The sequence below is a fragment of the Pseudomonas sp. SK genome (genome assembly GCF_012975065.1).
GTDB classification, from domain to species: domain Bacteria; phylum Pseudomonadota; class Gammaproteobacteria; order Pseudomonadales; family Pseudomonadaceae; genus Aquipseudomonas; species Aquipseudomonas anuradhapurensis.
In genome coordinates this window covers 2,925,372-2,951,881 of the sequence record NZ_CP051857.1, presented here as the reverse complement: position 1 = coordinate 2,951,881, position 26,510 = coordinate 2,925,372, and the positions used below count along the sequence as shown (strand labels likewise).

The 26,510-nt window shown below is 64.2% G+C and carries 22 protein-coding genes and 1 pseudogene; 16 read left to right on the top strand and 7 right to left on the bottom strand.

What is annotated here, in order from left to right; genetic code table 11:
• The first annotated feature begins 9 nt into the window (after nt 1–9).
• From HG549_RS13635 to HG549_RS13595, 9 genes and pseudogenes are all read left to right on the top strand, one after another.
• Nucleotides 10–627 (top strand): DapH/DapD/GlmU-related protein, encoded by a 618-nt coding sequence (locus HG549_RS13635; RefSeq protein WP_170030018.1) that lies wholly within the window; start codon nt 10–12, stop codon nt 625–627.
• Nucleotides 620–1,576: a glycosyltransferase family 2 protein gene (locus HG549_RS13630; RefSeq protein ID WP_170030016.1), complete on the top strand. Its 957-nt coding sequence runs from the start codon at nt 620–622 to the stop codon at nt 1,574–1,576. Before HG549_RS13635 ends, HG549_RS13630 begins: the two co-directional genes overlap by 8 nt.
• 8 nt (nt 1,577–1,584) lie before the next feature.
• Complete coding sequence (locus HG549_RS13625) at nt 1,585–2,109, top strand: serine O-acetyltransferase (RefSeq protein WP_170030014.1); 525 nt, start codon at nt 1,585–1,587, stop codon at nt 2,107–2,109.
• Nucleotides 2,110–2,114: 5 nt separating this feature from the next.
• Nucleotides 2,115–3,089 (top strand): annotated as a pseudogene (locus tag HG549_RS13620) (glycosyltransferase family 2 protein); the annotation flags it as partial.
• 15 nt (nt 3,090–3,104) lie between these two features.
• A complete protein-coding gene (locus tag HG549_RS13615; protein WP_170034184.1) occupies nt 3,105–4,106 on the top strand; it encodes a DUF535 family protein in 1,002 nt (333 codons plus the stop codon).
• A 60-nt stretch (nt 4,107–4,166) separates the two neighbouring features.
• Nucleotides 4,167–5,369, top strand: a complete 1,203-nt coding sequence (locus HG549_RS13610) for a glycosyltransferase family 4 protein (protein ID WP_170034182.1) — start codon at nt 4,167–4,169, stop codon at nt 5,367–5,369.
• On the top strand, nt 5,366–6,553 hold the full coding sequence (locus tag HG549_RS13605; RefSeq protein WP_170030012.1) for a glycosyltransferase family 2 protein: 1,188 nt from the start codon (nt 5,366–5,368) through the stop codon (nt 6,551–6,553). The genes HG549_RS13610 and HG549_RS13605 overlap by 4 nt, the downstream gene beginning before the upstream one ends.
• Nucleotides 6,553–7,305 (top strand): WecB/TagA/CpsF family glycosyltransferase, encoded by a 753-nt coding sequence (locus tag HG549_RS13600; RefSeq protein ID WP_170030010.1) that lies wholly within the window; start codon nt 6,553–6,555, stop codon nt 7,303–7,305. The genes HG549_RS13605 and HG549_RS13600 overlap by 1 nt, the downstream gene beginning before the upstream one ends.
• Before the next feature lie 177 nt (nt 7,306–7,482).
• Nucleotides 7,483–8,904, top strand: a complete 1,422-nt coding sequence (locus HG549_RS13595; protein WP_170030008.1) for an undecaprenyl-phosphate glucose phosphotransferase — start codon at nt 7,483–7,485, stop codon at nt 8,902–8,904.
• A gap of 136 nt (nt 8,905–9,040) precedes the next feature.
• Here HG549_RS13595 and HG549_RS13590 read toward each other — a convergent pair whose 3' ends face one another.
• Nucleotides 9,041–9,991: a LysR substrate-binding domain-containing protein gene (locus HG549_RS13590; protein WP_170030006.1), complete on the bottom strand. Its 951-nt coding sequence runs from the start codon at nt 9,989–9,991 to the stop codon at nt 9,041–9,043.
• 146 nt (nt 9,992–10,137) lie between these two features.
• Here HG549_RS13590 and HG549_RS13585 point away from each other — a divergent pair, with 146 nt between their 5' ends.
• Nucleotides 10,138–11,514, top strand: a complete 1,377-nt coding sequence (locus HG549_RS13585) for an L-serine ammonia-lyase (protein ID WP_170030004.1) — start codon at nt 10,138–10,140, stop codon at nt 11,512–11,514.
• A 147-nt stretch (nt 11,515–11,661) separates the two neighbouring features.
• On the opposite strand, the gene HG549_RS13580 is transcribed toward HG549_RS13585, so the two are convergent.
• The 4 genes from HG549_RS13580 to HG549_RS13565 form a co-directional block, all read right to left on the bottom strand.
• Nucleotides 11,662–12,342: a DUF3313 domain-containing protein gene (locus HG549_RS13580; RefSeq protein WP_170030002.1), complete on the bottom strand. Its 681-nt coding sequence runs from the start codon at nt 12,340–12,342 to the stop codon at nt 11,662–11,664.
• Between the two features lie 111 nt (nt 12,343–12,453).
• Nucleotides 12,454–13,749 (bottom strand): FAD-binding oxidoreductase, encoded by a 1,296-nt coding sequence (locus HG549_RS13575; RefSeq protein WP_170030000.1) that lies wholly within the window; start codon nt 13,747–13,749, stop codon nt 12,454–12,456.
• A gap of 13 nt (nt 13,750–13,762) precedes the next feature.
• A complete protein-coding gene (locus tag HG549_RS13570; protein ID WP_170029998.1) occupies nt 13,763–14,851 on the bottom strand; it encodes a polyamine ABC transporter substrate-binding protein in 1,089 nt (362 codons plus the stop codon).
• Nucleotides 14,852–15,046: 195 nt separating this feature from the next.
• The gene (locus HG549_RS13565) at nt 15,047–16,405 is read right to left on the bottom strand and encodes a glutamine synthetase family protein (protein WP_170029996.1); all 1,359 of its coding nucleotides are present in this window, start codon (nt 16,403–16,405) and stop codon (nt 15,047–15,049) included.
• A 181-nt stretch (nt 16,406–16,586) separates the two neighbouring features.
• On the opposite strand from HG549_RS13565, the gene HG549_RS13560 reads away from it, so the two are divergent.
• Together HG549_RS13560 and HG549_RS13555 are read left to right on the top strand one after the other, a co-directional pair.
• Nucleotides 16,587–17,486, top strand: coding sequence for a helix-turn-helix domain-containing protein (locus HG549_RS13560; RefSeq protein ID WP_170029994.1), 900 nt, complete (start codon nt 16,587–16,589; stop codon nt 17,484–17,486).
• 169 nt (nt 17,487–17,655) lie between these two features.
• On the top strand, nt 17,656–19,566 hold the full coding sequence (locus HG549_RS13555; RefSeq protein WP_170029992.1) for an AAA family ATPase: 1,911 nt from the start codon (nt 17,656–17,658) through the stop codon (nt 19,564–19,566).
• Between the two features lie 135 nt (nt 19,567–19,701).
• On the opposite strand, the gene HG549_RS13550 is transcribed toward HG549_RS13555, so the two are convergent.
• Complete coding sequence (locus HG549_RS13550; protein ID WP_170029990.1) at nt 19,702–21,087, bottom strand: aldehyde dehydrogenase family protein; 1,386 nt, start codon at nt 21,085–21,087, stop codon at nt 19,702–19,704.
• 107 nt (nt 21,088–21,194) lie between these two features.
• Here HG549_RS13550 and HG549_RS13545 point away from each other — a divergent pair, with 107 nt between their 5' ends.
• From HG549_RS13545 to HG549_RS13530, 4 genes are all read left to right on the top strand, one after another.
• Nucleotides 21,195–22,061: a LysR family transcriptional regulator gene (locus tag HG549_RS13545; RefSeq protein ID WP_170029988.1), complete on the top strand. Its 867-nt coding sequence runs from the start codon at nt 21,195–21,197 to the stop codon at nt 22,059–22,061.
• Between the two features lie 126 nt (nt 22,062–22,187).
• Nucleotides 22,188–22,631 (top strand): carboxypeptidase regulatory-like domain-containing protein, encoded by a 444-nt coding sequence (locus HG549_RS13540; RefSeq protein ID WP_170029986.1) that lies wholly within the window; start codon nt 22,188–22,190, stop codon nt 22,629–22,631.
• A 54-nt stretch (nt 22,632–22,685) separates the two neighbouring features.
• Complete coding sequence (locus tag HG549_RS13535) at nt 22,686–23,432, top strand: phytanoyl-CoA dioxygenase family protein (protein ID WP_170029984.1); 747 nt, start codon at nt 22,686–22,688, stop codon at nt 23,430–23,432.
• 252 nt (nt 23,433–23,684) lie between these two features.
• A complete protein-coding gene (locus tag HG549_RS13530; protein ID WP_372241578.1) occupies nt 23,685–24,146 on the top strand; it encodes an acyloxyacyl hydrolase in 462 nt (153 codons plus the stop codon).
• A 110-nt stretch (nt 24,147–24,256) separates the two neighbouring features.
• On the opposite strand, the gene HG549_RS13525 is transcribed toward HG549_RS13530, so the two are convergent.
• Nucleotides 24,257–26,392, bottom strand: a complete 2,136-nt coding sequence (locus tag HG549_RS13525) for a TonB-dependent siderophore receptor (RefSeq protein WP_170029980.1) — start codon at nt 26,390–26,392, stop codon at nt 24,257–24,259.
• Nucleotides 26,393–26,510: the final 118 nt, after the last annotated feature.

Below are 26,510 nucleotides of genomic sequence, written 5' to 3'. Positions count from 1 at the left end.
GCTGGCAGCATGAAGGGATGGATACGCAAGGCCGTGGCGCAGTATGTCCATGCAACCGGGCGCGGCAGCTCGTTCTACCGCAGGTTCTGCAGGCCCACAGCGCTGGAATGGGGCGCGTACCTCAGTCGCTGGGGCAACTTTCATTCGGTGGGTAGCGACTTTCACGCCAACCCGGGCAGCAAGTTCCTCGACCCTTCGCTGGTGCGCATCGGCAACAGTGTGGGCCTGGCCGACTGCACGCTGATCGGTCATGACGGGGTGGTATTGCTGATCGAGCACCGCTTCGGCAAGCACCTGGACTCGGTCGGCTATATCGACATCAAGGACAACTGCTTCATCGGCCATGGCGCGATCATCATGCCGCGCGTGACCATCGGGCCGGAGTCGATCGTCGCCGCCGGTGCGGTAGTGACCAAGGACGTGCCGCCAGGCACGGTATTTGGGGGCAACCCGGCAGAATTCATCTGTACCACCGAAGAGTTGATCAAACGGGTCGAGGCACGTTGCGAAGCCTACCCGTGGATCGACCTGGTCAAGCAGCGCAACGGCGCCTATGACCCCCAGCTGGAGCCGCTGCTGATGGCGCAACGGCGCCAGTACTTCTTCGGGGATGGCAGCAATGGCTAGCAAACCGGTCGATGTCCTGGTGGTCAACTTCAACACGGCCGGGCTGCTGCAGCCGATGTTCGATGCGCTGCGCCGGGCCGACGGCGAACGGCTGGCCAACTACCTGGTGGTGGACAATGCCTCGGTGGATGACTCGCTGCAGCGCATGGCCGCGGTGTGCCCGCAGGCGCTGTTGCTGAGCAACAAGCACAACGTGGGTTTCGGCCGGGCCAACAACCAGCTGCTGGCGCACCTGCAGGGCAAGTACGCCTTGCTGCTGAACACCGACGCCTTCGTGGCTGCCGACTCCTTGCAGAAGACCCTCGAGTACATGGAGGCGCACCCCGAGTGCGGCGTGCTGGGAGTGCGCCTGGAGGGCCGCGATGGCGACCTGCAGCCCAGTTGCCGCTACTTTCCGACACCGCTCAACGTGTTTGCCGGGCGCACCGGGCTGGGGCGCTTGTTCCCGGGGCTGAAGATGGTCGACGAGATGGACTGGGACCACGCGTCGGTGCGCGAATGCGACTGGCTGCCTGGCTGCTTCTACCTGGTGCGCCGCGAAGTGCTCGACCAGGTCGGGCTGTTCGACCCGCGCTACTTTCTCTATTACGAAGAAGTCGACCACTGCAAGCGGGTGAAGGCGGCGGGCTGGAAGGTGGTGTTCTACCCGCACACCACAGTGGTGCACATCGGTGGCGAGAGTTCGCGCTCGGTCGCCGAACTGGAGGCAGCCAGCCGGCAGATCTCGGCGTACCAGATCGAAAGCGAGCTGCTGTACTTTCGCAAGCATCACGGCTTGGCCGGGCTGGCCCTGCACATGCTGCTGGTGACCGTCGGCGACCTGGTGCTGGCACTCAAGGCGCTGTTGAAACGACGCGGCTGGGGCGCTATACGCGCCTGTTGGCGTCACTGCCGGGCGACCTGGTCACTGTTGTTCAAGACCCGGTACGCCAGCCAACCGACAAGGTAGGTGGAGCCATGTTCGAAAATGTACGTGCCGACCTGCGGGCCCATGGGGGCGACTGGGGTGCCCAGGGCTTCTGGGTATTGCTGGTGTACCGCTTCGGCCGCTGGCGCTATGGCGTGCGCCCGGCACCGCTGCGCAAGCTGTTTTCGCTGCTGTACAAAGTGTTGTTCAAATGCGTGCAGATCCTTACCGGCGTGGAGTTGCCGTGCGAAGTGGTGATTGGCCGCAACTTCGTCATCGACCATTTTGGCGGCATCGTGATCAGCGGCTATGCCCGGTTTGGCGATGACTGTCGCATCCGCAACGGCGTGGTGGTGGGCTTGAAGAACGTCAGCGAGCCGATTGCGCCGGTGTTCGGCAACAATGTCGATATCGGCAGTGGGGCCAAGGTGCTGGGCAGCATCCGCATCGGCAACAACGTGGTGATTGGTGCCAATGCCGTGGTGCTGGTGGATGTGCCGGACAACTCGCTGGCGGTGGGGGTGCCGGCGACCATCAAGGCCCGGCAAGCGGCCAGTACGGTGCCGGTCGAGTGAAACCCATGGCGAGCGGGATCGGCGTGGTGGTGATTGGCCGCAACGAAGGCCAGCGCCTCGAGCGTTGCTTGCGTTCGCTGGTGCATGGCGCGGACCAGCTGCTGTACGTCGACTCGGGGTCTTGCGACGGCTCACCGCAACTGGCTCGCAGCCTGGGGGTGGAGGTGCTGGCGCTGGACATGGGCCAGCCGTTCACCGCCGCCCGCGCGCGCAACGAAGGCTTTGCCGCCTTGCAACAGCTGCTGCCGTCGCTGCGCCTGGTGCAGTTCGTCGACGGCGATTGCGAGGTCGCCGCTGGCTGGCTGGCGGTGGCGCAGGCGTTTCTCGACAGCCACCCCGACGTGGCGGTGGTGTGTGGCCGGCGACGTGAGCGTTTCCCCGAGCGTTCGGTATACAACCTGTTGTGCGAGCTGGAATGGGATACCCCGATCGGTGAGGCCAAGGCCTGTGGTGGCGATGCCCTGATGCGGGCAGATGCGTTTGCCGCTGTCGGCGGCTTCCGCGCCGGGCTGATCGCTGGCGAAGAGCCTGAGCTGTGCGTCCGCCTGCGCGCTCAGGGGTGGAAAATCTGGCGCCTGGACGCCGAGATGACCCTGCACGACGCCGCCATGAGCCGTTTCAGTCAATGGTGGCGGCGCAGCCTGCGCGCCGGCCATGCCTACGCAGAAGGGGCTTACCTGCATGGGCGGGCGCCCGAGCGGCACTGGCTGCGCGAATCGCGCCGCGCCTGGATCTGGGGCCTGGGCATCCCCGTGGCGACGTTGCTGGCCTGCCTGGCATTGGGCAGCTGGGGCCTGCTGTTGCTGCTGGTCTACCCGCTGCAGGTCGTGCGCCTGGCCCGCCGCGGTGCCAGGTCGGCGCGGCAGAACTGGCTGCAGGCGGTGTTCCTGGTGTTGGGCAAGTTCCCGGAAATGCTCGGGCAGCTGCGGTTCCTGCAGCAGCGCTTCGTGGCCGGCAAGCCGGCCTTGATCGAATACAAGCAAGAGGGGCCGTGGATGCTTGGCACGATCGTGAAAAGCGTGTTCACCCTGCAACCGGGCTACTCGTTGCGGGCGCTGAACAACAAGTACCGGTTGATGCGTCAGATTGCCCGCCAATGGCCGCGACTGAACGCCTTTGTGCAGCGCATGAGGTTGGCCCTGGGCGAGGCGCGCTGGCGACGGCTGGGCGTGGATTGCATCGGCGTGGTGCAGTGGCCCTACATCAGCAGATGCTGGGAGGCACCCCAGCGCCTGGAGGTGGTGGCCTCGCACTTCGAGGTGGTGGCCGGACAGTTTCCGGCCCTGTTGCTGCTGGAACGGACAGCCAGCCAGGTAGTGTGCGAGCTGTCCAATTATTCCCCCGGCTGCCGCCTGGTCCTTGACCGGCCGATCTGGTTCAAGCGGGAAGGCGAGCTGGTGCTGAACCTGTTCCGCAACGACCTGCGCGTCGCCTCCCTGGCATTCACCTTGTGCCGCAGCCAGGGCGAGCTGTGCCTGTTCATTGGTGCCGTGCAAGGCATTCACAAGGGCGTCGACAGCGCAACCTCGCTTGCCATCTACCGCGACCTGACCAAGGACTTCGAGGGGCTTCGCCCGCGCAGCCTGCTGCTCGAAGCGCTGAAGTGCCTGGCCAGGACCTTGCGCGTGGTGCATCTGTATGCCGTCCGGGATGCCTGCCGCCACCACCGGCACGTGTATTTCGGCCATGACAAGGGCGAGGACCTGGTCGCCAACTATGATGCGATCTGGCAGGAGCACGGCGCCATTGCCAGCGAGCGTGCGGATTTTTTTGCCCTGCCAATGGCTCCGGCACAACGCGCGAACGAGGACATCCCGAGCAAGAAACGAGCGATGTACCGCCGTCGCCAGGTACTGCTCGAGGATGTTTTCGCGCGCTTGCAGGCTGCTTTGGCAGGCAACGGTCACAACCTTGGGCTACAAGAGAAGCAGGGGGATGCACCTGACCAAGGGGCATCGGCGGGGCGCCAGCCGCCGGTAGTCGACAGCTTGAAGTGACAGCTGCGGCTACTGCGGCGGGTCAGAAGGTTCATCATGCGGGTCTTGATCTGGATTTCTATGCGCATTGCCTATTTCATCAACCAGTACCCGAAAGTCAGCCACAGTTTCATCCGTCGCGAGATCCTCGCGCTGGAGCGGCAGGGGCTTACGGTGCAACGTATTGCCTTGCGCGGCTGGGACGCCGAGCTGCAGGACGCCGAAGACGCGATGGAACGTAGCAACACCCGCTATGTGTTGCAAAGCGGCATCAAGGGTTTGCTGCAACCCACCTGGCAAGTGCTGCGCAGGCAGCCACGGCGCTTCTGCCGCGCGCTGTGGCTGGCCATGCGCCTGGGCTTGCGGGCCGATCGCGGCTGGCCCTACCACCTGGTCTACCTGGCCGAGGCCTGCCAGCTGCTGCAATGGTTGCATGCCGGCGAGGCGCAACATGTGCACGCGCATTTCGGTACCAACTCCACCGAGGTGGTGATGCTGGCCCATGTATTGGGCGGGCCCGCCTACAGCTTTACCGTGCACGGCCCGGAAGAATTCGACAAAGCACAGTTGCTGCACCTCGGCGAGAAGGTGCAGCGCGCCGCTTTTGTCGTGGCGGTCAGTTCGTACGGGCGCAGCCAGCTGTTCCGCTGGGTGGCACACGACCAGTGGGCCAAGGTGAAGGTGGTGCATTGTGGCCTCGAGCGCAGTTTCCACGATGTGGCGCCAGCCAGCGTACCGGCGGCGCTGCGCCTGGTGTGCGTAGGGCGCTTGTGTGAACAGAAAGGCCAGTTGCTGTTGCTTGAAGCAGCACGGCTACTGGCGGCACGGCCAATCAGCTTCGAGCTGGTGCTGGCCGGTGACGGTGACATGCGCGGGCAGATCGAGGCGTTGATTGCCCGCTACGGCTTGCAGCAGCACGTGCGTATCACCGGCTGGATCAGCAGCGCGCAGGTGCGCGGGGAAATCCTGGCCGCCCGCGCGTTGGTGCTGCCCAGCTTCGCCGAGGGTTTGCCGGTGGTGATCATGGAAGCCATGGCGTTGCGCCGGCCGGTGCTGACCACCTATGTGGCAGGCATTCCCGAGCTGGTGCAGCCGGGCGAGAATGGCTGGTTGTTTCCCGCCGGCGCGGTGGACGAACTGGCGACAGCCATGGCCGAGTGCCTGGCGCAACCTGTCGAAGTGCTGCAGCGGATGGGCGAGGCGGCCCGCCAACGTGTGCTGCAACGGCATGATATCGACACCGAGGCGGCCCGGCTGGCCAGCTATTTCAAGGCATCCGCATGATAAGTGTATTGGCTTGGTTTCTCGGCCTGCTGGCGATCATCGTCCTGCTACCGGTGCTGTTGCTGTTGCTGCAAGTGCTGCTGGCTTGCCTGCCCAGGCCGGTACAGCCGTTCGCCAGCAGCAGGCGTGCGCAGGTGGCTGTACTGGTGCCAGCCCATGACGAAGCTTCGATCATCCGCGCCACGCTGGCGAGCATCACCCCACAATTGCAGCCTGGCGACCGCCTGCTGGTGGTGGCCGACAACTGTACCGACGATACCGCGCAACTGGCGCGCGAGGCCGGCGCCGAGGTCGTGGAGCGGCACGATCTGCACCTGCGTGGCAAGGGTTACGCCTTGGACTTTGGCGTGCGGCACCTGGCGCGCCAGCCACCCGAGGTAGTGATCGTGGTGGATGCCGATTGCCGGGTGGGCGAGGGTGCGATCGAACGCCTGGCGCTGCGCTGCCAGCAAGTCGCCCGCCCGGTCCAGGCGTTGTACCTGACCCATGCCCCGGCGGGGGCCGGGCCGAAAGTGCAAGTCGCTGAATTCGCCTGGCGGGTCAAGAACCTCGTCCGCCCGCGTGGCTGGTCCCGATTGGGCCTGCCGTGCCAGTTGATGGGCGCCGGCATGGCGTTCGGCTGGCATGACCTGGCCCTGGTCGACCTGGCCAATGGTCACCTGGTGGAGGATGTGAAGCTGGGCCTGGACCTGTGCCAGCAAGGCAAGCCGCCGATCTTCTGCCCCGAGGCCTTGGTCACCAGCCAGTTCCCAGCCAACGAGCAAGGCCTGAACAGCCAGCGCACCCGCTGGGAGCATGGCCACCTGGGGCTGATGCTGAGCGATGCGCCCAGGCGCGCGCTGGCCGCCCTCAAGCACGGTAACGGCAGCTTGCTGGCCATGACCCTGGACTTGCTGGTGCCGCCCTTGGCCTTGCTGGTGCTGGCTCTGGTCGCGGTCAACCTGCTGGCCTGGCTGGCCTACCTGCTGTTCGGCGTGGCGGCACCGGCATGGATCGCCCTGTGCGGGTTGGCCTTGCTCGGCCTGGCGGTCGCGCTGGCGTGGGCGCGTTTCTGTCGCGAACTGATCCCGTTTTCCGTGCTGCTGTACGCGCCGTTCTACGCGGCAAGGAAAATCCCCATGTACCTCGGGTTCCTGATCAAGCGCCAGGTTGACTGGGTTCGTTCGAAACGGGATGACGACTGATGGCCGCCTGGCTGACACGCTGGGACAGCATCATCGGCAAGCTCGAAACGGTGGCCGACGACGCTGCGACGCAGCGCCTGCTCGAGCGCCTCGCCGTTGCGCAAGCGCCAACGGTGCTGGGTTTCGTCAATGCCCATGCGATGAACCTGGTGGTACGCGATCGCGCCTACAGCCAGGCATTGTCGGCGGCCGACGTGCTGCTGCGCGACGGTGCCGGCATGGCGATGCTGTATCGTCACCTCGGCCTCGAGCCCGGCCGCAACATGAATGGCACCGACTTCATTCCCCAGCTGATGGCTGCCTACCGCGGGCGGCGGGTGGCCTTCTGGGGGACCCGGCAACCGTACCTGGACCAGGCCGTGCAACGCTGCGCGGCATTGTTCGGGGTGCTGCCGGTGTCGGTTCACGATGGCTTTGCCAGCATCGAAACCTATCTGCAACTGGCCAGGGAGCGGCAACCGGAGTTGATCGTGCTGGGCATGGGCATGCCCAGGCAGGAGGCCGTGGCGGCGCGGCTGGTGGCCACTGGCGGGCCGTGCCTGATCGTCTGCGGCGGGGCCATCCTGGACTTTCTCGGTGGCAAGGTCAGCCGCGCACCGAAGTGGCTGCGAGGGTTGGGCGGGGAGTGGCTGTACCGGCTGTCGCGTGAACCCAAGCGCCTGTTCACCCGTTATGTGGTGGGCAACCCGTTGTTCCTGCTGCGTACCCTGCTGTACCGCCGCAGCAAAGGCGCAGGCAGGCTCGCCCGGTAGGCCGGCTGGAAGGTACGCCAGCGGCGTTGCCGGCACACTGGTGGCGGTTGGCTGCTACAGTGAGAGCAAGGGTCGTGGGCGGTACGATCCTGTTTCGCTGGCTTTGCATATGGGCCGTTTTCAAGGCTTGCGGTTGGATCAAAGGCACTTGCTGCGCTCGAATTGAAGAGGTCTGAAATGGTTTTCGAACCCAGGAGCAGTCGTTCCTTACTTCAGCGAAGAAGCAGCGTCAGCAACGCCATCCAGGCCGGCCTCGATGGCATCGCAGTTACCGGCATCGCCTGGTATCTGATCTACGACCAGTTTGGCTATATCACCTCCGACTACGTGATCATGCTGCTGTTGCTGGTTGGCGCGCTGGCAGTCATCTACGACCACTATGCGATCTACCGCACCAACGTCGGGCTTTCCATCAAGGCTTTCCGACTGTTCAAGGCGTGGTCGGCGACCTTTTGCTTCCTGGTGGTCATGGCCTTCCTGACCAAACAGAGCGAAACCTATTCGCGGCTGCTGGTCGTGCAGCTGTTCATCATCGGCTACATCGCCCAGCTGTTTCTGCACTTTGCCGTGCGCGAGCTGCAAAAGCGCTTTAGCGCGCATGCACGCCTGGACAATGCCCTGATCATCGGCGCCGGTGACCTGGCCAACTTTCTCTACCAGAAAATCAGCAACAACCCCTGGTTCGGCGAACGTGTGCTGGGTTGCGTGCTGATCGACAAGCTCGACGAGCCGGGGCGCGAGGGTGCCGAAGGCAAGCCACGCCTGCCGGTGCTGGGGCAGATTGCCGAGCTGGACGAGATCGTCGCCCGGCACGCCATCCGCACGGTCTACCTGGTGACGCCGCTGGGCGGTTCCGAGGTGATCAACGATGTGTACTTCAAGCTGCTCGACAAGTGCATTGCGGTGAACTGGGTGCCGGATATCTTCTCCTTGCGCCTGATCAACCACAGCGTGCGGGAAATCGCTGGCATCCCGGTGCTGACCTTGTCGGAAACGCCCTTGACCGGCATGAGCCTGTTCCTGAAAAACCTCGAGGACCGGGTGTTGGCGGCGCTGATCCTGCTGCTGGCATCGCCGGTGCTGCTGGCCGTGGCGCTGGCGATCAAGCTCGATAGCCGCGGCCCGGTGTTCTTCCGCCAGGAGCGCACCGGCTGGACCGGGGAAGCGTTCCGCATCTGGAAGTTCCGGAGCATGCACGTGCACCAGCCGGAGCAGGGCGTGATCAGGCAGGCGCAGAAGAACGACCCGCGGTTGACGCGGGTCGGTGCCTTTATCCGCCGCACCAGCCTGGATGAGTTGCCGCAGTTGTTCAATGTGCTGACCGGCGAAATGTCGCTGGTCGGGCCACGGCCGCATGCCTTGCAACATGACACGCTGTATTCGCAGGACATCGTCGATTACTTCGCCCGCCACAACATCAAGCCAGGCATGACCGGCCTGGCCCAGGTGCGCGGGTTCCGCGGCGAGACCAAGGATATCGAGCAGATGATCCAACGGGTCGACTCGGACATCGAATACATCAACAACTGGTCGCTGTGGCTGGATTTCGTGATCCTGGTGCGCACGCTGAACGCGTTTACCGGCAAGCAGGCATATTGAGCTGGCTTGTTGTAGGAGCGGCCTGGTGTCGCGATGGGGCGCGCAGCGGCCCCGGAAACCCGTGCGTCGACGCCGAAATCACCGGGGCCGCTGCGCGCTCCATCGCGCCCCCAGGCCGCTCCTGCAAAGACCGCGTTCAGGTTGGTTGGTCCTTGCTTAGCGGGTGCAACTCCCTGAACCCTCGCGCTTCTTCCACCAGCCAGTCATGTACCGCCCGCGCCCCCGGCTGGTTCAACCCACCTGGCGGGTAATGCACCACGTAGCGCTTGTGGTTGGCAATCGGCACCCCGAACGGCACGATCAGTGCCCCGCGCTCCAGTTCGTCGTTGAGCAGTGTGCGTCGCGCAATCGCCACGCCAATGCCGGCAATCGCTGCCTCGATGGTCAGGTGGTTACGGTTGAACGTGTGCCCGCGCCGCACATCCAGGCCAGCAGCGCCGATGCCCTCCAGGTAGAACTCCCATTCGGCATATTCCGAACTGCCGCGCCAGGCAGTGATGTCATGCAGCAGCGGATAATGCGCCAGGTCTGCCGGCCCGTGCAGCGGCGGACGGCCGCGCAGCAGGGCGGGGGAACACACCGGGAAGATCTGCTCGTCCAGCAGTGGCGTCGAGAGCATGCCGGGGTAGCTGCCATCGTTCAGGTCGATTGCCAGGTCGAAATCACCCGGGGTCAAGGCCTGGGCGCTGTCTTCAGCGACCAGGCGCAGCTCGATGTCCGGGTAGCGCTGCTGGAAACGCGGCAGGCGCGGCGTGAGCCATTTGGCCAGGAACGACGGGATCGAACGCAAGCGCAAGGTGCCGCGGATTTCGCCCGCGTCCAGGCGCAACAGTTCGGCTTCGATGCTGCCGTAGGCTTCGGCCACCGTCTGTGCCAGGCGCTGCCCTTCGGCGCTCAGTTCGACGCCGCGCGCCCGGCGCAGGAACAAGCGATAGCCCAGGCGCTCTTCGAGCTGGCGCATCTGCTGGCTGACCGCACCGGGGGTAATGTGCAGTTCGTCGGCGCAGCGGGTGAAGGACAAGTGCCGGGCCGCACAGGCAAATACATGCAGCCAGACGAACACCTGGCCATTGAGTTGTCGACGCATCGTTTAGTACCGCTAAAGCCTTGCTTAGGAAGTTTCGTTGGTCATCCATGAGCCAGCGCGGCAGTATCGCGCAACTTCGCAATACCGCTCAATTTTTTCCGATTACCGTGCCGCGGCTACATGGCCGGGTACGCTCAGGCATTAGCATGGCTATCAGTGTTTTCGACCTTTTCAAAATCGGCATCGGCCCGTCCAGCTCCCATACCGTCGGCCCGATGCGGGCAGCAGCGACCTTTGCCCAGGCCCTGCGTGAGCAAGGGCTGCTGGGCCGGGTAAGGCGTGTCGAGGTGCGCCTGTATGGCTCGTTGTCGGCCACCGGAGTTGGCCACGCCACCGACCGCGCCTGCCTGCTCGGCCTGATGGGACAGTGGCCGGACCGTATCGACCCGGCCACCATCGAGGCGCGTATCGCCCAGGTCATGCAGGCGCAATGCCTGATGCTCGATGGCAGCCACCCGCTGCCGTTCGAGTACAGCCGAGACCTGCTGCTGCTCGACGAAAACCTGCCTTACCACCCCAACGCCATGAGCCTGGAAGCCCTGGACGGGCAGGCCAGCCTGTTGCACCAGACCTACTATTCGGTGGGTGGTGGCTTTATCGTCGAGCAAGCCGATATCGATGCGCCACCCGGCGAAGCGAACGCGGTGCAGCTGCCGTACGAGTTCGATAGCGCTGCGCAGTTGCTGGCCTTGTGCAAAACCCATGGTTTGAGCGTGGCGCAATTGATGATGGCCAACGAGTGCGCCTGGCGCCCGGAGGCCGAAGTCCGCGAGGGCTTGCTGCGGATCTGGGCGGCCATGCGTGAATGCGTCGACAATGGCTTGCGCAACGAAGGCATCCTGCCCGGCGGGCTGCAGGTCAAGCGGCGCGCGGCACGGTTGCATCGCAGCCTGCAGGAGCTGGGCAAGCCCAACGTGATCGGTTCCACCCTCAGTGCCATGGAGTGGGTCAACCTGTTCGCCCTGGCGGTGAACGAAGAGAACGCCGCTGGCGGGCGCATGGTGACCGCGCCCACCAATGGCGCGGCTGGCATCATTCCGGCAGTGTTGCACTACTACATGAAGTTCAACCCCGGTGCCTGCGATGCGGATGTGGTGGACTTCCTGCTGGGGGCAGCGGCGGTCGGTATCCTGTGCAAGAAGAATGCGTCGATCTCCGGGGCGGAGGTGGGCTGCCAGGGCGAGGTGGGCTCGGCCTGTTCGATGGCCGCTGCCGGCCTGGCCCAGGTACTTGGCGCGACGCCGCCGCAACTGGAAAACGCGGCCGAGATTGCCCTGGAGCACAACCTTGGCCTGACCTGCGACCCGGTTGGTGGGCTGGTACAGGTGCCCTGCATCGAGCGCAACGCGATCGCCGCCGTGAAAGCGATCAACGCCGTGCAGATGGCCTTGCGCGGGGATGGCGAGCATTTCATCTCGCTCGATCGGGTCATCCGCACCATGCGCGATACCGGGGCGGACATGCACGCCAACTACAAGGAAACCTCGCGCGGCGGTTTGGCTGTTGCGTTCGTGGAGTGTTGAGTAACCTCATCGCCTACCGCGCTTTTGTAGGAGCGGCCTTGTGTCGCGAAAGGGCTGCAAAGCAGCCCCGTTTCATCGATCTGCATTGAAATCCCGGGGCCGCTTTGCGGCCCTTTCGCGACACAAGGCCGCTCCTACAACGGGCGGTTATTGGCGGGCTTTCTGTTTCGCTGCCAGGAAGCTCGCGCGCATGTCCTTGGCCCAGCCATCCAGCACCGGCTTGACATCGTTCAGGGTCAGCTTGGTGGTCTTGTTTTCCAGTTCCTGTCCTGTTCCCTTGCGCACCACCTGGGCCAGCACCTTCTGGCTGGCACCATCGAGGAAGGCCGCCTCGACGCCAACATCCACCTCCTGGTCGCGGCCGCCCATGGCGGTGTTCACGCCGGCCGAGATCAACGCGATGGGAATGATCTCGTAAGGCTTGAGGCCTTCGTTGCTGGTGGACACTGCAGTGATGGCCGGACGCACCACCATTACCCCCGGGCCGGGGCCCTTGGCCAGGGGCACGACGCTGCCCATTTCACGGCGCAGGGCCTCATTGAAGTAGCGGGTGATTTCCTGCAGCGTCTGCGCCGAGATGACCTCCGTCGGCTGTGGCTTGGGGTAGAACTGGCTGGGCTCGATGTAGACCTGGCTGTACTGGTTGACGTTGACCTTGGGGTCGATCCAGCGCATCACCGGGTCTCCCGAGGGGCTCTTGGCTTCTGCCAGCCGGCTGTAGTCCTTGAGGAAGCCGGAGTAGTCCTTGGGGTCCACGCGGTTGCTGGAGCAGGCAGCAACGGCGAGCAATGCGGCGCACAACAGGGTAATGCGAGGCAGTGATTTCATGATCAACATGCATCCATGTGGAGTCGGCCAGAACAACGCTAGCAGGTGCGCGACAGATGGCCAGTGGCTGAGTTCAATCGCCATGAAAAATGGCCCCGCTGTCGCGGCTGTTCAGCCCAGCGCCTCGCGCAAGCGGTACCACAACATCCCCAGCGCCAGTAGCGGCGAGCGCAGTGCCTTGCCGCCAGGGAAGGTCAGGTGCGGCACCGCACTGAATACATCCAGCCCGCGGCTGTGGCCGAGCGCAATGCTTTCGGCGAGCAGCCTGGCGGTCCAGTGCGTCACGTTCAGCCCATGCCCGGAATAGCCCTGGGCGTAGTACACGTTGCGCTGCTGGCTGAGGCGGCCGACCTGGGGAAAACGGTTGGCGGTGATGCCGATCATGCCGCCCCACTGGTAGTCGATCTGCACGTTGGCCAATTGCGGGAACACCTTGAGTACCTTGGGCCGCATGTAGGCAGCAATGTCCTTGGGGTCGCGACCGGAATAATGGCAGGCACCGCCGAACAGCAGGCGCCGGTCCGCCGTGAGGCGGTAGTAGTCCAGGCCGACTTTCTGGTCGCACAGCGCCATGTTCTGCGGGATCAGGCGGCTGGCCAGTGCCTCGGGCAAAGGCTCGGTGGCCACCACGTAGCTGCCGGCAGGTAGCACCTTGCCGCTCAGGCGCGGTTCCAGCTCGTCGAGGTGGGCGTTGCAGCCCAGCACCAGGCTGCTCGCGCGCACCTTGCCACGCGGCGTATGCAGGACGACCTGGGCGCCGTGGTCGATGCGCAGCACCGGGCTCTGCTCGAAGATGCGCACGCCCAGCCCATGCGCGGCACGCGCTTCGCCCTGCACCAGGTCGAGCGGGTGCAGGTGGCCCGACCCCATGTCGACCAGGCCACCGGCGTACTGGTCGCTGGCGACGATCTCGTGCAACTGGCTGGCGCCGACCAGGCGGGTTTCAGGGCGGTAGCCGAGGGCAGCCAGGTCGCACAGCTCATCCTCGAATGCGGCGAACTGGGCAGGTGTATTGGCCAGTTCGCAGAAGCCCCAGCGCAGGTCGCAGGCAATGCCGTACTGCGCGATGCGGCTGGCCACCAGTGCTACCGAATCGATGCCGGCCTGCTTGAGATAGCGCACGCCGTCCTGGCCGACATGACGGGCAAAGCCGCTGACATCATGGCCGATGCCGCGGATCAGCTGGCCGCCGTTGCGCCCGCTGGCGCCCCAGCCGATGCGCCGGGCTTCCAGCAGTACCACCGACAGGCCGCGCTCGGCCAGCTCCAGGGCGGTGTTGACGCCGGTCAGCCCGCCGCCAACCACGCACACGTCGGCCGTCAGCTCGCCGTCCAGGCTGGGGTAGGGCGCCGCATCGCGTGCCGTGGCGGCGTAGTACGAGGCGGCGTGTTGGGTCGTGAAAGACATGGGTATTCTCGGCTCAGCGGTTGGACTTGATCTTGCTCCAGGAGCGGGTCATGACGCGCATGATCTTCGGGCTCGGGGTACTGGAGATATACAGCTTGTCCAGCACTGCCTGGGGTGGGTAGACCTCGGGGTTGTTGACCAGCGAGGCGTCCATGTAGGCCTGGGCATCAGGGTTGGCGTTGGCGTAGCCGACCGTGGCACTGACCTTGGCGATCACCTTGGGGTCGAGCAGGTAGTTGATGAAGGCCAGGGCCTGTTCAGGGTTGTTGGCGTCCTTGGGGATGGCCAGCAGGTCGAACCAGAGGTTGCTGCCTTCCTTGGGGATGCTATAGGCGACCTTTACGCCGTTGTTCGCCTCCACGGCGCGGTTGGCGGCCTGGAACACATCGCCGGAATAACCGAAGGCCACGCAGACATCGCCATTGGCCAGGTCGGCAACGTACTTGGAGGAGTGGAAGTAGGTGATGTAGGGGCGCAGTTCGAGCAGCCGGGCTTCGGCCTTGGCGTAGTCGGCCGGCTGCTCGCTGCGCGGGTTCATGCCCAGGTAGTTGAGCACGGCGGGGAACAGTTCGTCGGGCGAGTCCATGAACGCCACCCCGCACTGCTTGAGCTTCTTCAGGTTTTCGGGCTCGAACAGCACCGCCCACGAGTCGATATGATCGACGCCGAGGGCCGCCTTGACCTTGTCGACGTTATAGCCGATGCCGTTGGTGCCCCACAGGTAGGGCACGGCGTAACGGTTGCCGGGGTCGTTCTGTTCAAGCTGCTTGAGCAGCTTGGGGTCCAGGTGCTGCCAGTTGGGCAGCTTGCTGCGGTCCAGCGGCAGGAAGGCCCCGGCCTGTGCCTGGCGCGCGAGGAAATGGTTGGAGGGTACCACCACGTCATAACCGCTGCGCCCGGCCAGCAGCTTGCCTTCGAGGGTTTCGTTGGAGTCGAACACGTCATACACCACCTTGATCCCGCTGCTGGCCTGGAAGTCGGCCAAGGTGGTGTCGCCGATGTAGTCGGTCCAGTTGTACACGCTGACCGAGGGGGTGGCGTGGCTGGTACTGGCGAACAGCAGGGTGAAGGCGGCGGGGATCAGGGTTTGCAGATGACGCATGGGGACACCTCGTTGGTCTTGTTTTTCGAGTTCGCTGGGGTGTTGCCGTGTGTAGGAGCGGCCTTGCGGCGCGATGGGCTGCAAAGCAGCCCCAAGGCCTCAGCGCATGAGGCACAGATTGTTGGGGCTGCTGCGCAGCCCATCGCGACGCAAGGCCGCTCCTACATAGGCCGCATAGGGACGGCCAGGGGAGGTTCAGACGCTGAGCATGAGGAACTCACGCTCCCACGAGCTGATCACCCGCTTGTAGTTCTCGTGCTCGGCACGCTTGACCGCCACATAGCCCTGGACGAACTGCTTGCCCAGGTACTGCTGCACGGTCTCGCAGTCCTCCATGTGCTGCAGGGCGTCTTCGATGGTGATCGGCAGGCGCAGGTTGCGTCGTTCGTAGGCGCGGCCCTGCACTGGGGCGCTGGGTTCGATGCGCTCGACCATGCCCAGGTAGCCGCACAGCAAGCTGGCGGCAATGGCCAGGTACGGGTTGGCATCGGCGCCGGGCAGGCGGTTTTCCACGCGCATCGACTCGGGGCTGGAGGTGGGCACGCGCAGGCCGGCGGTGCGGTTTTCTTCACCCCATTCGACGTTCACCGGTGCCGAGGTGTCCGGCAGGAAGCGGCGGAACGAGTTGACGTTGGGGGCGAACATCGGCAGCAGCTTGGGGATGTACTTCTGCAGGCCACCGATGTGGTACAGGAACAGCTGGCTCATGCTGCCGTCTTCATTGGCGAAGATCGGCTTGCCGGTGGCGATGTCGATCACGCTCTGGTGCAGGTGCATGGCGCTGCCCGGCTCGTCGGTGATCGGTTTGGCCATGAACGTGGCCGCGACATTGTGCTTGAGCGCTGCCTCGCGCATGGTGCGCTTGAACACCGTGATCTGGTCGGCCAGGTCCAGCGCGTCGCCGTGACGGAAGTTGATCTCCATCTGCGCCGGGCCGTCTTCGTGAATCAGCGTATCCAGGTCCAGGCCCTGGATCTCGCACCAGTCGTAGACATCTTCGAACAGTGGGTCGAATTCGTTGGCGGCATCGATGGAGAACGACTGGCGGCCGCTTTCGGCCCGGCCCGAGCGCCCCAGGGGGACCTGCAGCGGCAGGTCCGGGTCTTCGCAGCGCTGAGTCAGGTAGAACTCCATCTCGGGTGCCACGATCGGCTGCCAGCCATGGTCGGCATACAGCTTGAGCACCTTCTTCAGTACGTTGCGCGGCGACAGTTCGATGGGGTTGCCTTGCTTGTCGAAGGTGTCGTGAATCACGATCGCGGTCGGCTCGATCGCCCACGGGATCTGGTAGACGGCAGTCGGGTCAGGGCGGCAGACCATGTCGATGTCGGCGGCGTCGAGCAGGTTGTAATAGATGTCATCGTCAACGTAGTCGCCGGTGACAGTCTGCAGCAGCACGCTTTCGGGCAAGCGCATGCCGCGCTCGTGAAGAAACTTGGCGGTGGGTGCGATCTTGCCGCGGGCGATGCCGGTCAGGTCGCTGATCACGCATTCGACTTCGGTGATGCGGTGTTCTTTCAGCCAGGTGGACAGCTGATCGAAGGGGGCGTTCATACAGACCTCTTGGTTGGGTTTCGGTGGGGGAGTGGGTTCGCGTTGAAACCCGTTACAGGTTTCGAAGGCGTTGCGCTTCCCAGTTGACGCACTGGAGACTATCTTGGTCGCAGCCCCTGTGGCCGATCTATCCACTTTCTCCGGCAACGAATGCACCATAAGAGTGCAACTAGGACCGCGCGTGACCACCGCCAATGCCTTGCAAGTCCAGGCCTTCCATACCACCGACGTCACCGAGCAGGTGCGTGCCACCCCTGCCTGGCAGCAGCAGTATCGGCAGATGTCGCCCGGGCATTTCAGCGGTGAGCTGCGTTGCCTGGGGTTGGAGGGGGTGCAGGTGTACGAGGAGCGCTTGAACACCCGGGTGGAGCAATTCTTCCGGGCGCCGAGCGGTGCGCTGGCGTTCTGCTTCGACCGCAGCGAGAACAGCCTGTACCTGCTGAACGAACAGAGCCGCAACATCTGGATCACGCCGGAGAACTACGAGGAAGTGGCGGTGGTGTTCGACCAGGCGTTCCTGGCCGGTCATGGCCTGGACCCGCAGCGCCTCGAGGGGTTGTTCATGGTGCCGTTGGGCAGCGGCCAGAATGCGCTGTTCGGCAGTTGGCTGAGTGCCACGCTGACCCGCCTGGGCGAGGCCGATTGCCCATTGCAGGGGCAGGCCCTGGCGGAACAGCTGCTGGATGACTGCCTGTTCATCCTCGACAATGCCTGCCAACGCTTGCAGGGCGTGGCCTTGGGGCGGCGCGACGAGGAACGGGCGATCATGCGCCGGGTCAGTGAGTGGGCGGCCGACTGCCCGGAGGAGACTCTGAACCTGGTGGAACTGGCGGCGGTTGCCGGGGTTTCCCTGCGCCAGCTGCAGCAGGCATTCAAGGCGTTTACCGGCATGTCGCCGGCGCACTGGTTGCGTCTGCGTCGGCTCAACGGTGCGCGGCGCGACCTGTTGCGCAACGGCGGGGTGACGGTGGCCGAGGTGGCGATGCGCTGGTCGTTCTGGCATTTGGGAAGGTTTTCAGAGAGTTACCGCCAGTTGTTCAAGGAGTTTCCCAGCGAGACATTGAAGCGGGGCAGGGGTTGAGTATCGGCGAATAGCTGCTGGCCCTTTGGCGGGTAAACCCGCTCCCAAACCCGTGGTGACCCTGTGGCGGCGGGGTTGCCCGCGCAAGGGCTGGCCCCAGGCGCTACTGAACCCAGCATCGCAGCGCAAAAATTGCTATCGTGCCGCCCTGTTTCCACCCGAGGTGCCGATGTTCTACCTGCCTTTGCCCAGCGACCAGGCCGACCGCCTCGCCAGCGCGCCTGCTACCGAGTTCTTCAGTACCGCCAGCCTGCTGGAAGCCGCTACAGTGCTGTTCGTGCAAAACCTGCCGCGCCAGCCCGCCACGGCCTCGGCGGACGCGCAGGAACGCCGTTTCGCTGAAATCGTGCGCATCGCCAACGAGGTCGAGAGCGCCGCACCCGGGCGTTTCCAGGGCCAGGTGGCGCAGCACTTCGACCGTGAAGCCTTCGCGATGGGCCTGGGCATGCTCGGCGAGAACGGGATCGCACTGTTGTCCGGCGAAGTGGCGTACCAGGCCGACGAGCTGCTGGACGCCGAAGGCCAGTGGAACTTCCAGTTCGCCGCCAGCTATCGCCAGCGCGCAACGCCACTGCACCCGGTGTACCTGCCGTCGCTGGCCAGCGACCTGATGCTCAGCGACCAGCAGAACCGGCTGTTGCGCGAGTTTCTCAGTGGGGTCGACGAATCGGTGGCCGTGCAGGGCTTCGCCGGCACCGGCAAGACCTTCCTGATTCATCAGTTCGCCCGCCTGCTCGACCCCCAGCGTACGCTATTGCTGGCATTGACCGAAGGCCAGTTGCGAGCCTTGCAGGCGCGCGTCAAGGACGCCGCCGCCTACACGGCGCTGACCTTCGGCCAATTGGCCGACGAGCTGCTCAACCGCGACCTCACCAGCAACGGTTGGCGCCTGCGCGACCCGTATCGCACCAAACTGTCGTGGCGCCCGCAGGATGCGCAGGTGGTCCGCTGGCTGGGCATCCCCGACATCGGCCCGCTGGCTGCCCGTGAGGTGGTGGCCTTGTGCATTCGCGCGGTGCGCAGCTTCTGCCACAGCGCCGATAGCCAGCTGCAACTGCACCATCTGCCGTGGGCCGGGCCGGGGACTACGCCGCTGGACCAGGAGGTGCTGCTGGAAAAGGCACGGTTGTACTGGCAGGAGCTGATTCGCCCGTCAGCCCGGGAAATCCAGTTGCCGGTACGCGACTATCACCGGGTCAAGTTGCTGTCGCTGACTGCGGATGTGATCGACAGCCGCTACACCCATGTCATCGTCGACGAGGCCCACGAGCTGTCGGCGCCGATGCTCGCCGTGCTCGACCGCAGCCCGCAGTCGATCATTGCCCTGGGTGACGAACTGCAGAACCTCAACGGCCTCAGCCCGCACCACGGCAGCTTCATTCGCCAGCGCTGCATCGACCGCTCACTGCGCGCCGGGCCGGCCATGGACAACGTGCTCAACCCACTGATCCAGGCCCACCCGGCGGCGATCCAGGGGGCTTTCAGCGGCAGCGCCGAGCATTACACCCGGGTCAGCTTCTTCGATGCCGTCAGCGTTCCCGAACAGCCCACCGCGCTGATCGTCGACGACGAATGGGGCTTGTTCGGCTGGTTCCAGCGCCTGACGCACCAGGGCGTGCCGTTCGTGCTGCTGAAAAGCGCGCGCAAGGACTTCGAGCTGTTCGTCGAGGACTGCATCGAGCTGTATCGCCATGGCACCCGGCCGCGCCACCCGATGCTGTTCCGTTATGCCAGTTGGCAGGCACTGGAGCAGGACAAGGGCGATGACAAGGCCTTCGTTGCCGTGGCCAACATGCTGCGCAAGGGCTACACGCCAGAGCACTTCGCCAGGGCCAAGAGCCGTTACCGCTGGGACAAGGCGCCCAAGCTGTTCCTGGGGCGGGTGCGGGATGTGAAGAACATGGAATTTGCCCGGGTGATGGTGTCGCCGGAACTGATGGTGGCGCCGCAGGTGGCCGGTAACCGCAACGAGCGTGCGCGGATGTTGGCCGGGTTGTACACCGCCTGTTCGCGGGCGCGGCATGAACTGATCGTGCCGGGGGGAATGCTGGACTGGGTCAAGGACCAGGTTCGGGATTGAGATATTCGGGGCCGCTTCTCGGCCCATCGCGACACAAGGCCGATCCTACCCGAACCTGCTCGAACCACGCGGGGGTCGGATCGGTAGGAGTGGCCTTGCGTCGCGATGGGCTGCAAAGCAGCCCCAAGGCACCGATCAGTTACGATCCAGCCAAACCGTCTGCGCATTGGTGAACTCACGCACGCCAAAGTGCGACAGCTCGCGCCCGAAGCCGCTCTTCTTCACCCCGCCGAACGCCACGCGGGGGTCGGAAGCGCAGTAGCCGTTGATGAACACGCCACCGGTATCCAGGGCTGCAGTCATGCGCTCGGCCAACGCGTAGTCGGCGGTGTAGATGGTCGAAGCCAGGCCGAAGTCGCTGTCGTTGGCCAGCTCCACCGCGTGGTCCGCATCGCGGGCGCTGATGATCGCCGCTACCGGCCCGAACAGCTCCTGGCGGAACGCCGTCATGTCCGGGGTGACGTTGGCCAGCACGGTCGGCGCGTAGAAGTTGGCCACACCTTCGACCTTGTGCCCGCCCAGCAGCAGGGTAGCGCCTTCGGCGATGCTCGCCTGGACCTGGCCATCCAGCTCGTCACGCAGGTCGTAACGGGCCATCGGGCCGACGTAGGTATCGTCTTCCAGCGGGTTGCCCACCTTCAGCTCACGCGTGGCGTCGACGAACCTGCGGGTGAATTCCTCCACGACGCTGGCTTCGACGATCAGGCGCTTGGCCGCTGCACAGACCTGGCCGGTGTTCTGGTAGCGGCCGATCACCGCCGCCTTCACGGCAGCATCCAGGTCGGCGTCGGCCAGCACGATGAACGGGTCGGAGCCGCCCAGTTCCAGTACGCACTTCTTCAGCGCCGCGCCAGCCTGCGCCCCGATCGCCATGCCGGCCCGCACGCTGCCAGTCAGGGTCACGGCGGCAATGCGCGGGTCGTTGATGGCACGGGTGACACCGTCCGGGGTCACGTTCAGTACCTCGAACACGCCTTCTGGCAGGCCGGCATCCTTGAACAGCTCACCCAGCAGGTAAGCGCTGCCCATCACGTTCGGGGCATGCTTGAGCACGTAGGTATTGCCGGCCAGGATCGCCGGCACGGCGCCGCGCAGCACCTGCCATACCGGGAAGTTCCACGGCATCACCGCCAGGATCGGGCCCAGCGGGCGGTATTCGATGCGGGCCTTTTCCACCTGGGTCGGCTCGGCAGCGAGCATCGCCGGGCCGTGCTCGGCGTACCAGCGGCACAGGCCGACGCATTTGCTGACCTCGCCACGGGCCTGGGCGATCGGTTTGCCGATTTCGCGGCTGATCATCTGCGCGAAGGCTTCGGCCTTGCCTTCGAGGGTGCTGGCCAGGGCCAGCAGGTACTCGCTGCGCTGACCCAGCGACACCCGGCGCCACTGGCCGAAGCCAACCTTGGCACGTTGCAGCGCCGCTTCCAGTGCGGCGTCGCTGTCGAACGGGTAGGCGCCGATCTGCTCACCGCTGTACGGGTCGAGGGAGATGGCGTGGGTCAGGCTGCTGATCGCGCTCATGGCGGGACACTCTCGTTGTCGTTGATCCGAGACGCCAGACTAGTGGGCTAGGGCTTTAATGAAAACTGAATAATAATGAGCGAAACATTCACGTTTGGAGAAAGCATGTGGACCTGGTGCAACTGGAAATCTTCAAGGCCGTGGCAGAGCAGGGCAGCATCAGCGCCGCCGCGCAGCACATCCATCGGGTGCCGTCGAACCTGACCACACGCATCAAGCAGTTGGAGGAAGACCTGGGTGTCGACCTGTTCATTCGTGAAAAGAGCCGCCTGCGCCTGTCTCCGGCAGGCTGGAACTTCCTCGAATACACCCGGCGTATCCTTGACCTGGTCCACGAGGCGCGGCTGACCGTGGCTGGTGAAGACCCGCAAGGGACCTTCGCCCTGGGGTCGTTGGAAAGCACCGCGGCGGTGCGCATCCCAGCCTTGCTGGCGGCGTACAACCAGCGCTACCCCAAGGTCGACCTGGACCTGTCCACCGGGCCATCCGGGACCATGCTCGAGGGCGTGCTGTCCGGGCGCCTGGTGGCGGCGTTCGTCGACGGGCCGGTACTGCACCCGACGCTGGAGGGCATACCGGTATTCGAGGAAGAAATGATGGTCATCGCGCCACTCAACCATGCCCCGGTGCACCGCGCCCAGGACGTCAACGGCGAAAACATCTACGCATTCCGCGCCAACTGTTCGTACCGCCACCACTTCGAGAACTGGTTCGTCCAGGACCAGGCGGTACCGGGCAAGATCCACGAAATGGAGTCGTACCACGGCATGCTGGCCTGTGTCAGCGCCGGCGCCGGGCTGGCCATGATGCCGCGTAGCATGCTCGACAACATGCCTGGTTGCAGCACTGTCAGCGCCTGGCCAATGTCGGAGGATTTCCGCTACCTGAAAACCTGGCTGGTGTGGCGACGGGGCACGGTGTCACGCAGCTTGAGCATGTTCGTGAAATTACTCGAAGAACGCCGCGCAAGCTGATGTCTCTGCTAATAAAATTGGTTTGCTAAAGCGAATTTCATCCAGGCGACCACGCGTCTGTACGAACACTGTTTCGCCAGAACGATCAGATAATAGGTAAGCCATCCTCGAACGGAGGGTCGTACCATGCGTAATCATCACTATGCCCTCGGTGCCGCACTGCTGGTCGCCCTGGCGCTGCCCTGGACCCTGGCGGCTGCCGCCGACCTGAATGCCCCGATCGACATGCAGGCTGTGCAGCTGCAGCCCCAGGAGCAGAACGGCGTGCGCTACCTGCAAGGTGGCATTGGCCAGGACGAGGCCAATGCCATGCGCAAGACCCCAGGCTATGACCTGCACGTCGAGCTCTCGACCGGCCCGGAAGGCAAGTTCCAGAGCGGCGCCAGCGTGGATATCCAGAATGCCCAGGGTCAGCCCGTGCTCAGCGTCCCGGATGCCGGGCCGCTGCTGTACGTGCAGTTGCCGCCGGGCAAGTACAAAGTCACTGGCAACGCTCAGGGCGAAACGGTGCAACAAATGGTCACCGTCAACGGCAAGTCGCCTGCGACCGTGAATCTGAACTGGCGTTGATGGAAAATACGGCAGGAGTACAGTTGTACTCCTGCCTGCACAAGGCGTGTCATCATGAGCCTGGACCTGCAGTTGCAAAGCTTGGACGAGCAGGGCTACGTGCTGCTCCCCGCTGTGCTCGAGCCCTTGCGCATCGCCTTGTTGCGCTGCGCCATCGACGACCTGCAACCCATCCACTGGGACTATCAGGGGCTGCTGGAACACTACAAGTGCGTGTTCAACCGCAACCCGCTGTGGCTACCCTTTCTCGACCTGCCTGCGCTGATTGCCCTGGCCGAAGCGGCGCTGAGCGCCGACTGCCATGTAATCGGCCAGACCGCCTGGCGTAGCCACCCCGGCTACCCCGGCATGGCCCTGCATCTGGACCACCTGCCCATGCAGCTGCCCGACTGGCTCAGCGAACGCGGCGACTTCGTCCAACCTGCGCAGATCCTGACGGCGCAGTTGTACCTCAGCGACATCGACCAGGACATCGGGCCGACCTGGATCGTGCCCGCTAGCCATCGTGCTGGGCGGCCTCCGCAGCCTGGTGAGGACCAGTGGCAGGGCCGCCAGGCAGTACCGCTGCTGTGCCAGGCAGGCGATGCGCTGGTATTTCGCAGCGATGTCTGGCACCGCGGCGGGGCCAACAACAGCCAGACACGTGTGCGTGACATGCTGCAAGTGCACTATGGCCGGCGCATGGTGGCGCAGAAGTTTTCTCCTTATCTGGACTGGTGCTTCAACCCGCAGGTGCTGGAGGCGGCCACGCCCCGACAACGGCGTTTGCTCGGCGAGCATGACGAAGCGGAATACGACTGAGTAGCGGTAACCGGAAGGTCGATGCAAGTTGAAGGGATTAGCCAATAGTGGCAATTCACTTCCAACTTTCTGATTATCTGGACAATAATCAGAAAAGTATTACTTGGTGTGACCGGGCTGGATGGTCCGGTCACCATAAATCGAGGGGCTCGAGCCCCCGCTTGCCGTATCGACCATCAGGAGAAGTCATTGATGAAAACCCGTTTCGCAGCTTCGCTGGCTGCAGCAGTGCTGGCCTTTGCCGCAGCCAACATGGCCCAGGCAGCGCAGGTGTCCGGTGCCATTGGCGCAACTGGTCAAGGCGACATGACCTACCGTATCGGCCTGTCGTTCGACTGGGACAAGAAATGGCTGGAAAGCAGCACCGGCTACCTCAGCGGATACTGGGATGCGGCCTACACCTATTGGGAAGGCGGTGAGGCCAGCGGTGCCCATTCGTTGTCGGTCAGCCCGGTGTTCACCTATGAATTCAGCGGTTTCCGTTACACCCCCTACATCGAGGCCGGCATTGGCCTGGCGGCGTTCTCCAAGACCGACGTGGGCGACCAGCGCCTGGGGTCGGCGCTCAACTTCGAGGACCGCATCGGCTTTGGCCTGAAGTTGCCGGGGGAGCAGAAGGTGGGGATCCGCGCGATGCATTATTCCAACGCGGGGCTCAAGCAGCCTAACGACGGCATCGAATCGTACTCGCTGTTCTACAGCAAAGGCTTCTGAGGCCGGGGGCCGCTTTGCGGCCCATCGCGACACAAGGCCGCTCCTGCAGACGCGTTCATTCTGTAGCAGCGGCCTTGTGTCGCGATGGGCTGCAAGGCAACCCCGGCGATTCAGAAGGTATAGGAAACGCCAGCCTGCACCGTCCGTGGCGCGCCCGGGTAGACGTAGCTGTTGAACGCCCCCTCGTCATAACCTTTGTTGAACAGGTTCTTCACGTCCAGGTTCAGCCGCACATGTTCGTTGACCTGGTAGAAGCTCAACAGGTCCACCACGCTGTAGCTTTCCATGGTGTAGGTACTGGCCGCCGTCTGCCCGGCCCGGTCATCCACGTACTTCACGCCAACGCCCAACCCCAGCCCTTTGGCCAGGCCATCCTGGAACTCGTAGGTGTTCAGCAGGCTGAAGCTGTTGCGCGGGATATTGGCCAGGTGGGTGCCCTTGGGCAGGCTCGTGTCCTTGGTCACTTCGGCATCCACGTAGGCATAGCCACCGATCACGCGCCATTCGGGGGTGAGGTTGCCGGCGACGTTGATATCCAGGCCACGGCTACGCACTTCGCCGGCCGCGATCTTGTAGGTACCGGTGGCGTCGTTCGGGTCGTTGGCCAGTACGTTTTCCTTGACGATGTGGTAGATCGCCGCGTCGACGCTCAGCTGACGATCGAGTGCTTCCCATTTCACACCCAGCTCGTAGGACTTGCCTTTTTCTGGGTCGAAGCCACTGCTACCGTTGCCGGCGGGCGTGCCAGAGTTGGGTTTGAACGAGCGCGCGGTGTTGGCATACACCGCCACAGTATCGGTCAGGTCGTAGATCAGGCCGAAGCGTGGCGTGACGCCGTTCTCGCCCTTTTGGAAATCGCGGTTGGCGGCACGGCGGTCGTCGTAGTCGTGCTCGAAACGCTCGAAGCGCACACCGGCCAATGCCTTCAGCCGCTCGGTCAGCGCCACCTGGTCCTGGATGAAGAAGGCCCAAGTCTGCAGCTTTTCATTGTCCCAGGTCGTTGGCGTCGGATTTAGCGCCGGTCGCGTTTGGCCCAGTACCGGGTCGTAGATGTCGATTGGGTAGGGCGCGGAGGAACGGCGGATGATCGAGCTGTAGTGGTAATTCTCGTACTCGATGCCGGTCAGCAGGGTATGGCTGAGCGTACCGGTATCGAAATGCCCGGTCAGGTTCAACTGCCAGTCGCGGTCGGTCCATTCCAGCTTGCGGTAGTTGAAGTTGCGCTCAAGCGTCCGGCCATCTGCCTGTAATCGCGTGCCCTCGACCGCATTACCCTTGAGCGAGCCGTCGAGGTACTGGAAGCCGCCACCCAGCGTCCAGTCCTCGTTGAGCAGATGCTCGAAGCGCAGCTGGGTCATGTTGTTGTCGTTGTGCAGCAGGTTGTCGCTGCCTTTCTCCCAGAGGTAAGTATCCCGCGAGGCGCGGCCGGTCTGGTTGGCATAGCGGGTCAGGCCCCTGTCAAGGGGATGGTTGTTGCGCATGAAGTCGCCCTCGAAGACGACCTTGGTGCTGTCATTGACCTGCCAGCTGAGTACCGGCGCCACGTCGTAGCGCTCACTTTGCACATCGTCGCGGAAGCTGTCGCCGCCTTCGCCCAGCAGGTTGAGGCGGTAGGCCAGCGAGCCGTCCTGGTTCAGCGGCCCGCCAGCGTCGAGGGTGGCGCGGTGCATGCCCTGGTCATCGAACTGGCTACCCAGGGTGACCCTCGATTCCGGCAACGGCTGCTTGCTGACCACGTTGAAGGTACCGCCGGGGTCACCGCGGCCATACAGGCTGCTGGCCGGGCCACGAATCACCTCCAGGCGTTCGACCGTGTTGGCGTCCGGGGCGTTGGGGTAGCCACGGTTGATCGGGAAACCGTTGCGGTAGAACTCACCGGTGGTGAAGCCGCGCACGGTGAAGGTGGTCAGGCCCTGGCCGCCGAAATTGTTGGCGCGCCCGACACCACCGGCGTAGTCCAGGCCGTCCTGCAGGCGGGTGGCGCCAGTGTCTTGCAGCACGTCCTTGGGCACCACGCTGACCGATTGCGGGGTTTCATGCAGCGCGGTGTCGGTGCGGGTGGCGCTGGCCGAGCGGCTGGCCTTGTAGCCGTCGACCGGGCCATCGGCACGTTCGCTGTCGGCACTGCTGGTAATGCTCAGGGCCTGCAGTTCGATCTGGGACGGCGTGCCGAGCGGCTCTGGCTCGGCAAAGGCCAATGGGGAGACAGCATGAAGCACACAAAGCGAAACGAACGTGCGACGCATCGACGGGACGATCCTGGAGTAGGGCGCTGAAGGTAAGGGGCTGAAGCGGCGCAAAACTACTACGAATCATTATCAGATGCATTATTTTTATGTGGCACGGATGTGCCAGATGCCAGGC

Excerpts from the sequence above, each read along its gene's own strand:
- HG549_RS13600 (WP_170030010.1), top strand. The coding sequence starts at position 6,553 with ATGGCCGCCTGGCTGACACGCTGGGACAGCATCATCGGCAAGCTCGAA.
- HG549_RS13550 (WP_170029990.1), bottom strand. The coding sequence starts at position 21,087 with ATGAGCGCGATCAGCAGCCTGACCCACGCCATCTCCCTCGACCCGTAC.
- HG549_RS13590 (WP_170030006.1), bottom strand. The coding sequence starts at position 9,991 with ATGCGTCGACAACTCAATGGCCAGGTGTTCGTCTGGCTGCATGTATTT.
- HG549_RS13595 (WP_170030008.1), top strand. The coding sequence starts at position 7,483 with ATGGTTTTCGAACCCAGGAGCAGTCGTTCCTTACTTCAGCGAAGAAGC.
- HG549_RS13535 (WP_170029984.1), top strand. The coding sequence starts at position 22,686 with ATGAGCCTGGACCTGCAGTTGCAAAGCTTGGACGAGCAGGGCTACGTG.
- HG549_RS13605 (WP_170030012.1), top strand. The coding sequence starts at position 5,366 with ATGATAAGTGTATTGGCTTGGTTTCTCGGCCTGCTGGCGATCATCGTC.
- HG549_RS13635 (WP_170030018.1), top strand. The coding sequence starts at position 10 with ATGAAGGGATGGATACGCAAGGCCGTGGCGCAGTATGTCCATGCAACC.
- HG549_RS13525 (WP_170029980.1), bottom strand. The coding sequence starts at position 26,392 with ATGCGTCGCACGTTCGTTTCGCTTTGTGTGCTTCATGCTGTCTCCCCA.
- HG549_RS13585 (WP_170030004.1), top strand. The coding sequence starts at position 10,138 with ATGGCTATCAGTGTTTTCGACCTTTTCAAAATCGGCATCGGCCCGTCC.
- HG549_RS13610 (WP_170034182.1), top strand. The coding sequence starts at position 4,167 with ATGCGCATTGCCTATTTCATCAACCAGTACCCGAAAGTCAGCCACAGT.
- HG549_RS13540 (WP_170029986.1), top strand. The coding sequence starts at position 22,188 with ATGCGTAATCATCACTATGCCCTCGGTGCCGCACTGCTGGTCGCCCTG.
- HG549_RS13575 (WP_170030000.1), bottom strand. The coding sequence starts at position 13,749 with ATGTCTTTCACGACCCAACACGCCGCCTCGTACTACGCCGCCACGGCA.
- HG549_RS13630 (WP_170030016.1), top strand. The coding sequence starts at position 620 with ATGGCTAGCAAACCGGTCGATGTCCTGGTGGTCAACTTCAACACGGCC.
- HG549_RS13570 (WP_170029998.1), bottom strand. The coding sequence starts at position 14,851 with ATGCGTCATCTGCAAACCCTGATCCCCGCCGCCTTCACCCTGCTGTTC.
- HG549_RS13555 (WP_170029992.1), top strand. The coding sequence starts at position 17,656 with ATGTTCTACCTGCCTTTGCCCAGCGACCAGGCCGACCGCCTCGCCAGC.
- HG549_RS13530 (WP_372241578.1), top strand. The coding sequence starts at position 23,685 with ATGGCCCAGGCAGCGCAGGTGTCCGGTGCCATTGGCGCAACTGGTCAA.
- HG549_RS13625 (WP_170030014.1), top strand. The coding sequence starts at position 1,585 with ATGTTCGAAAATGTACGTGCCGACCTGCGGGCCCATGGGGGCGACTGG.
- HG549_RS13580 (WP_170030002.1), bottom strand. The coding sequence starts at position 12,342 with ATGAAATCACTGCCTCGCATTACCCTGTTGTGCGCCGCATTGCTCGCC.
- HG549_RS13565 (WP_170029996.1), bottom strand. The coding sequence starts at position 16,405 with ATGAACGCCCCCTTCGATCAGCTGTCCACCTGGCTGAAAGAACACCGC.
- HG549_RS13615 (WP_170034184.1), top strand. The coding sequence starts at position 3,105 with ATGCTTGGCACGATCGTGAAAAGCGTGTTCACCCTGCAACCGGGCTAC.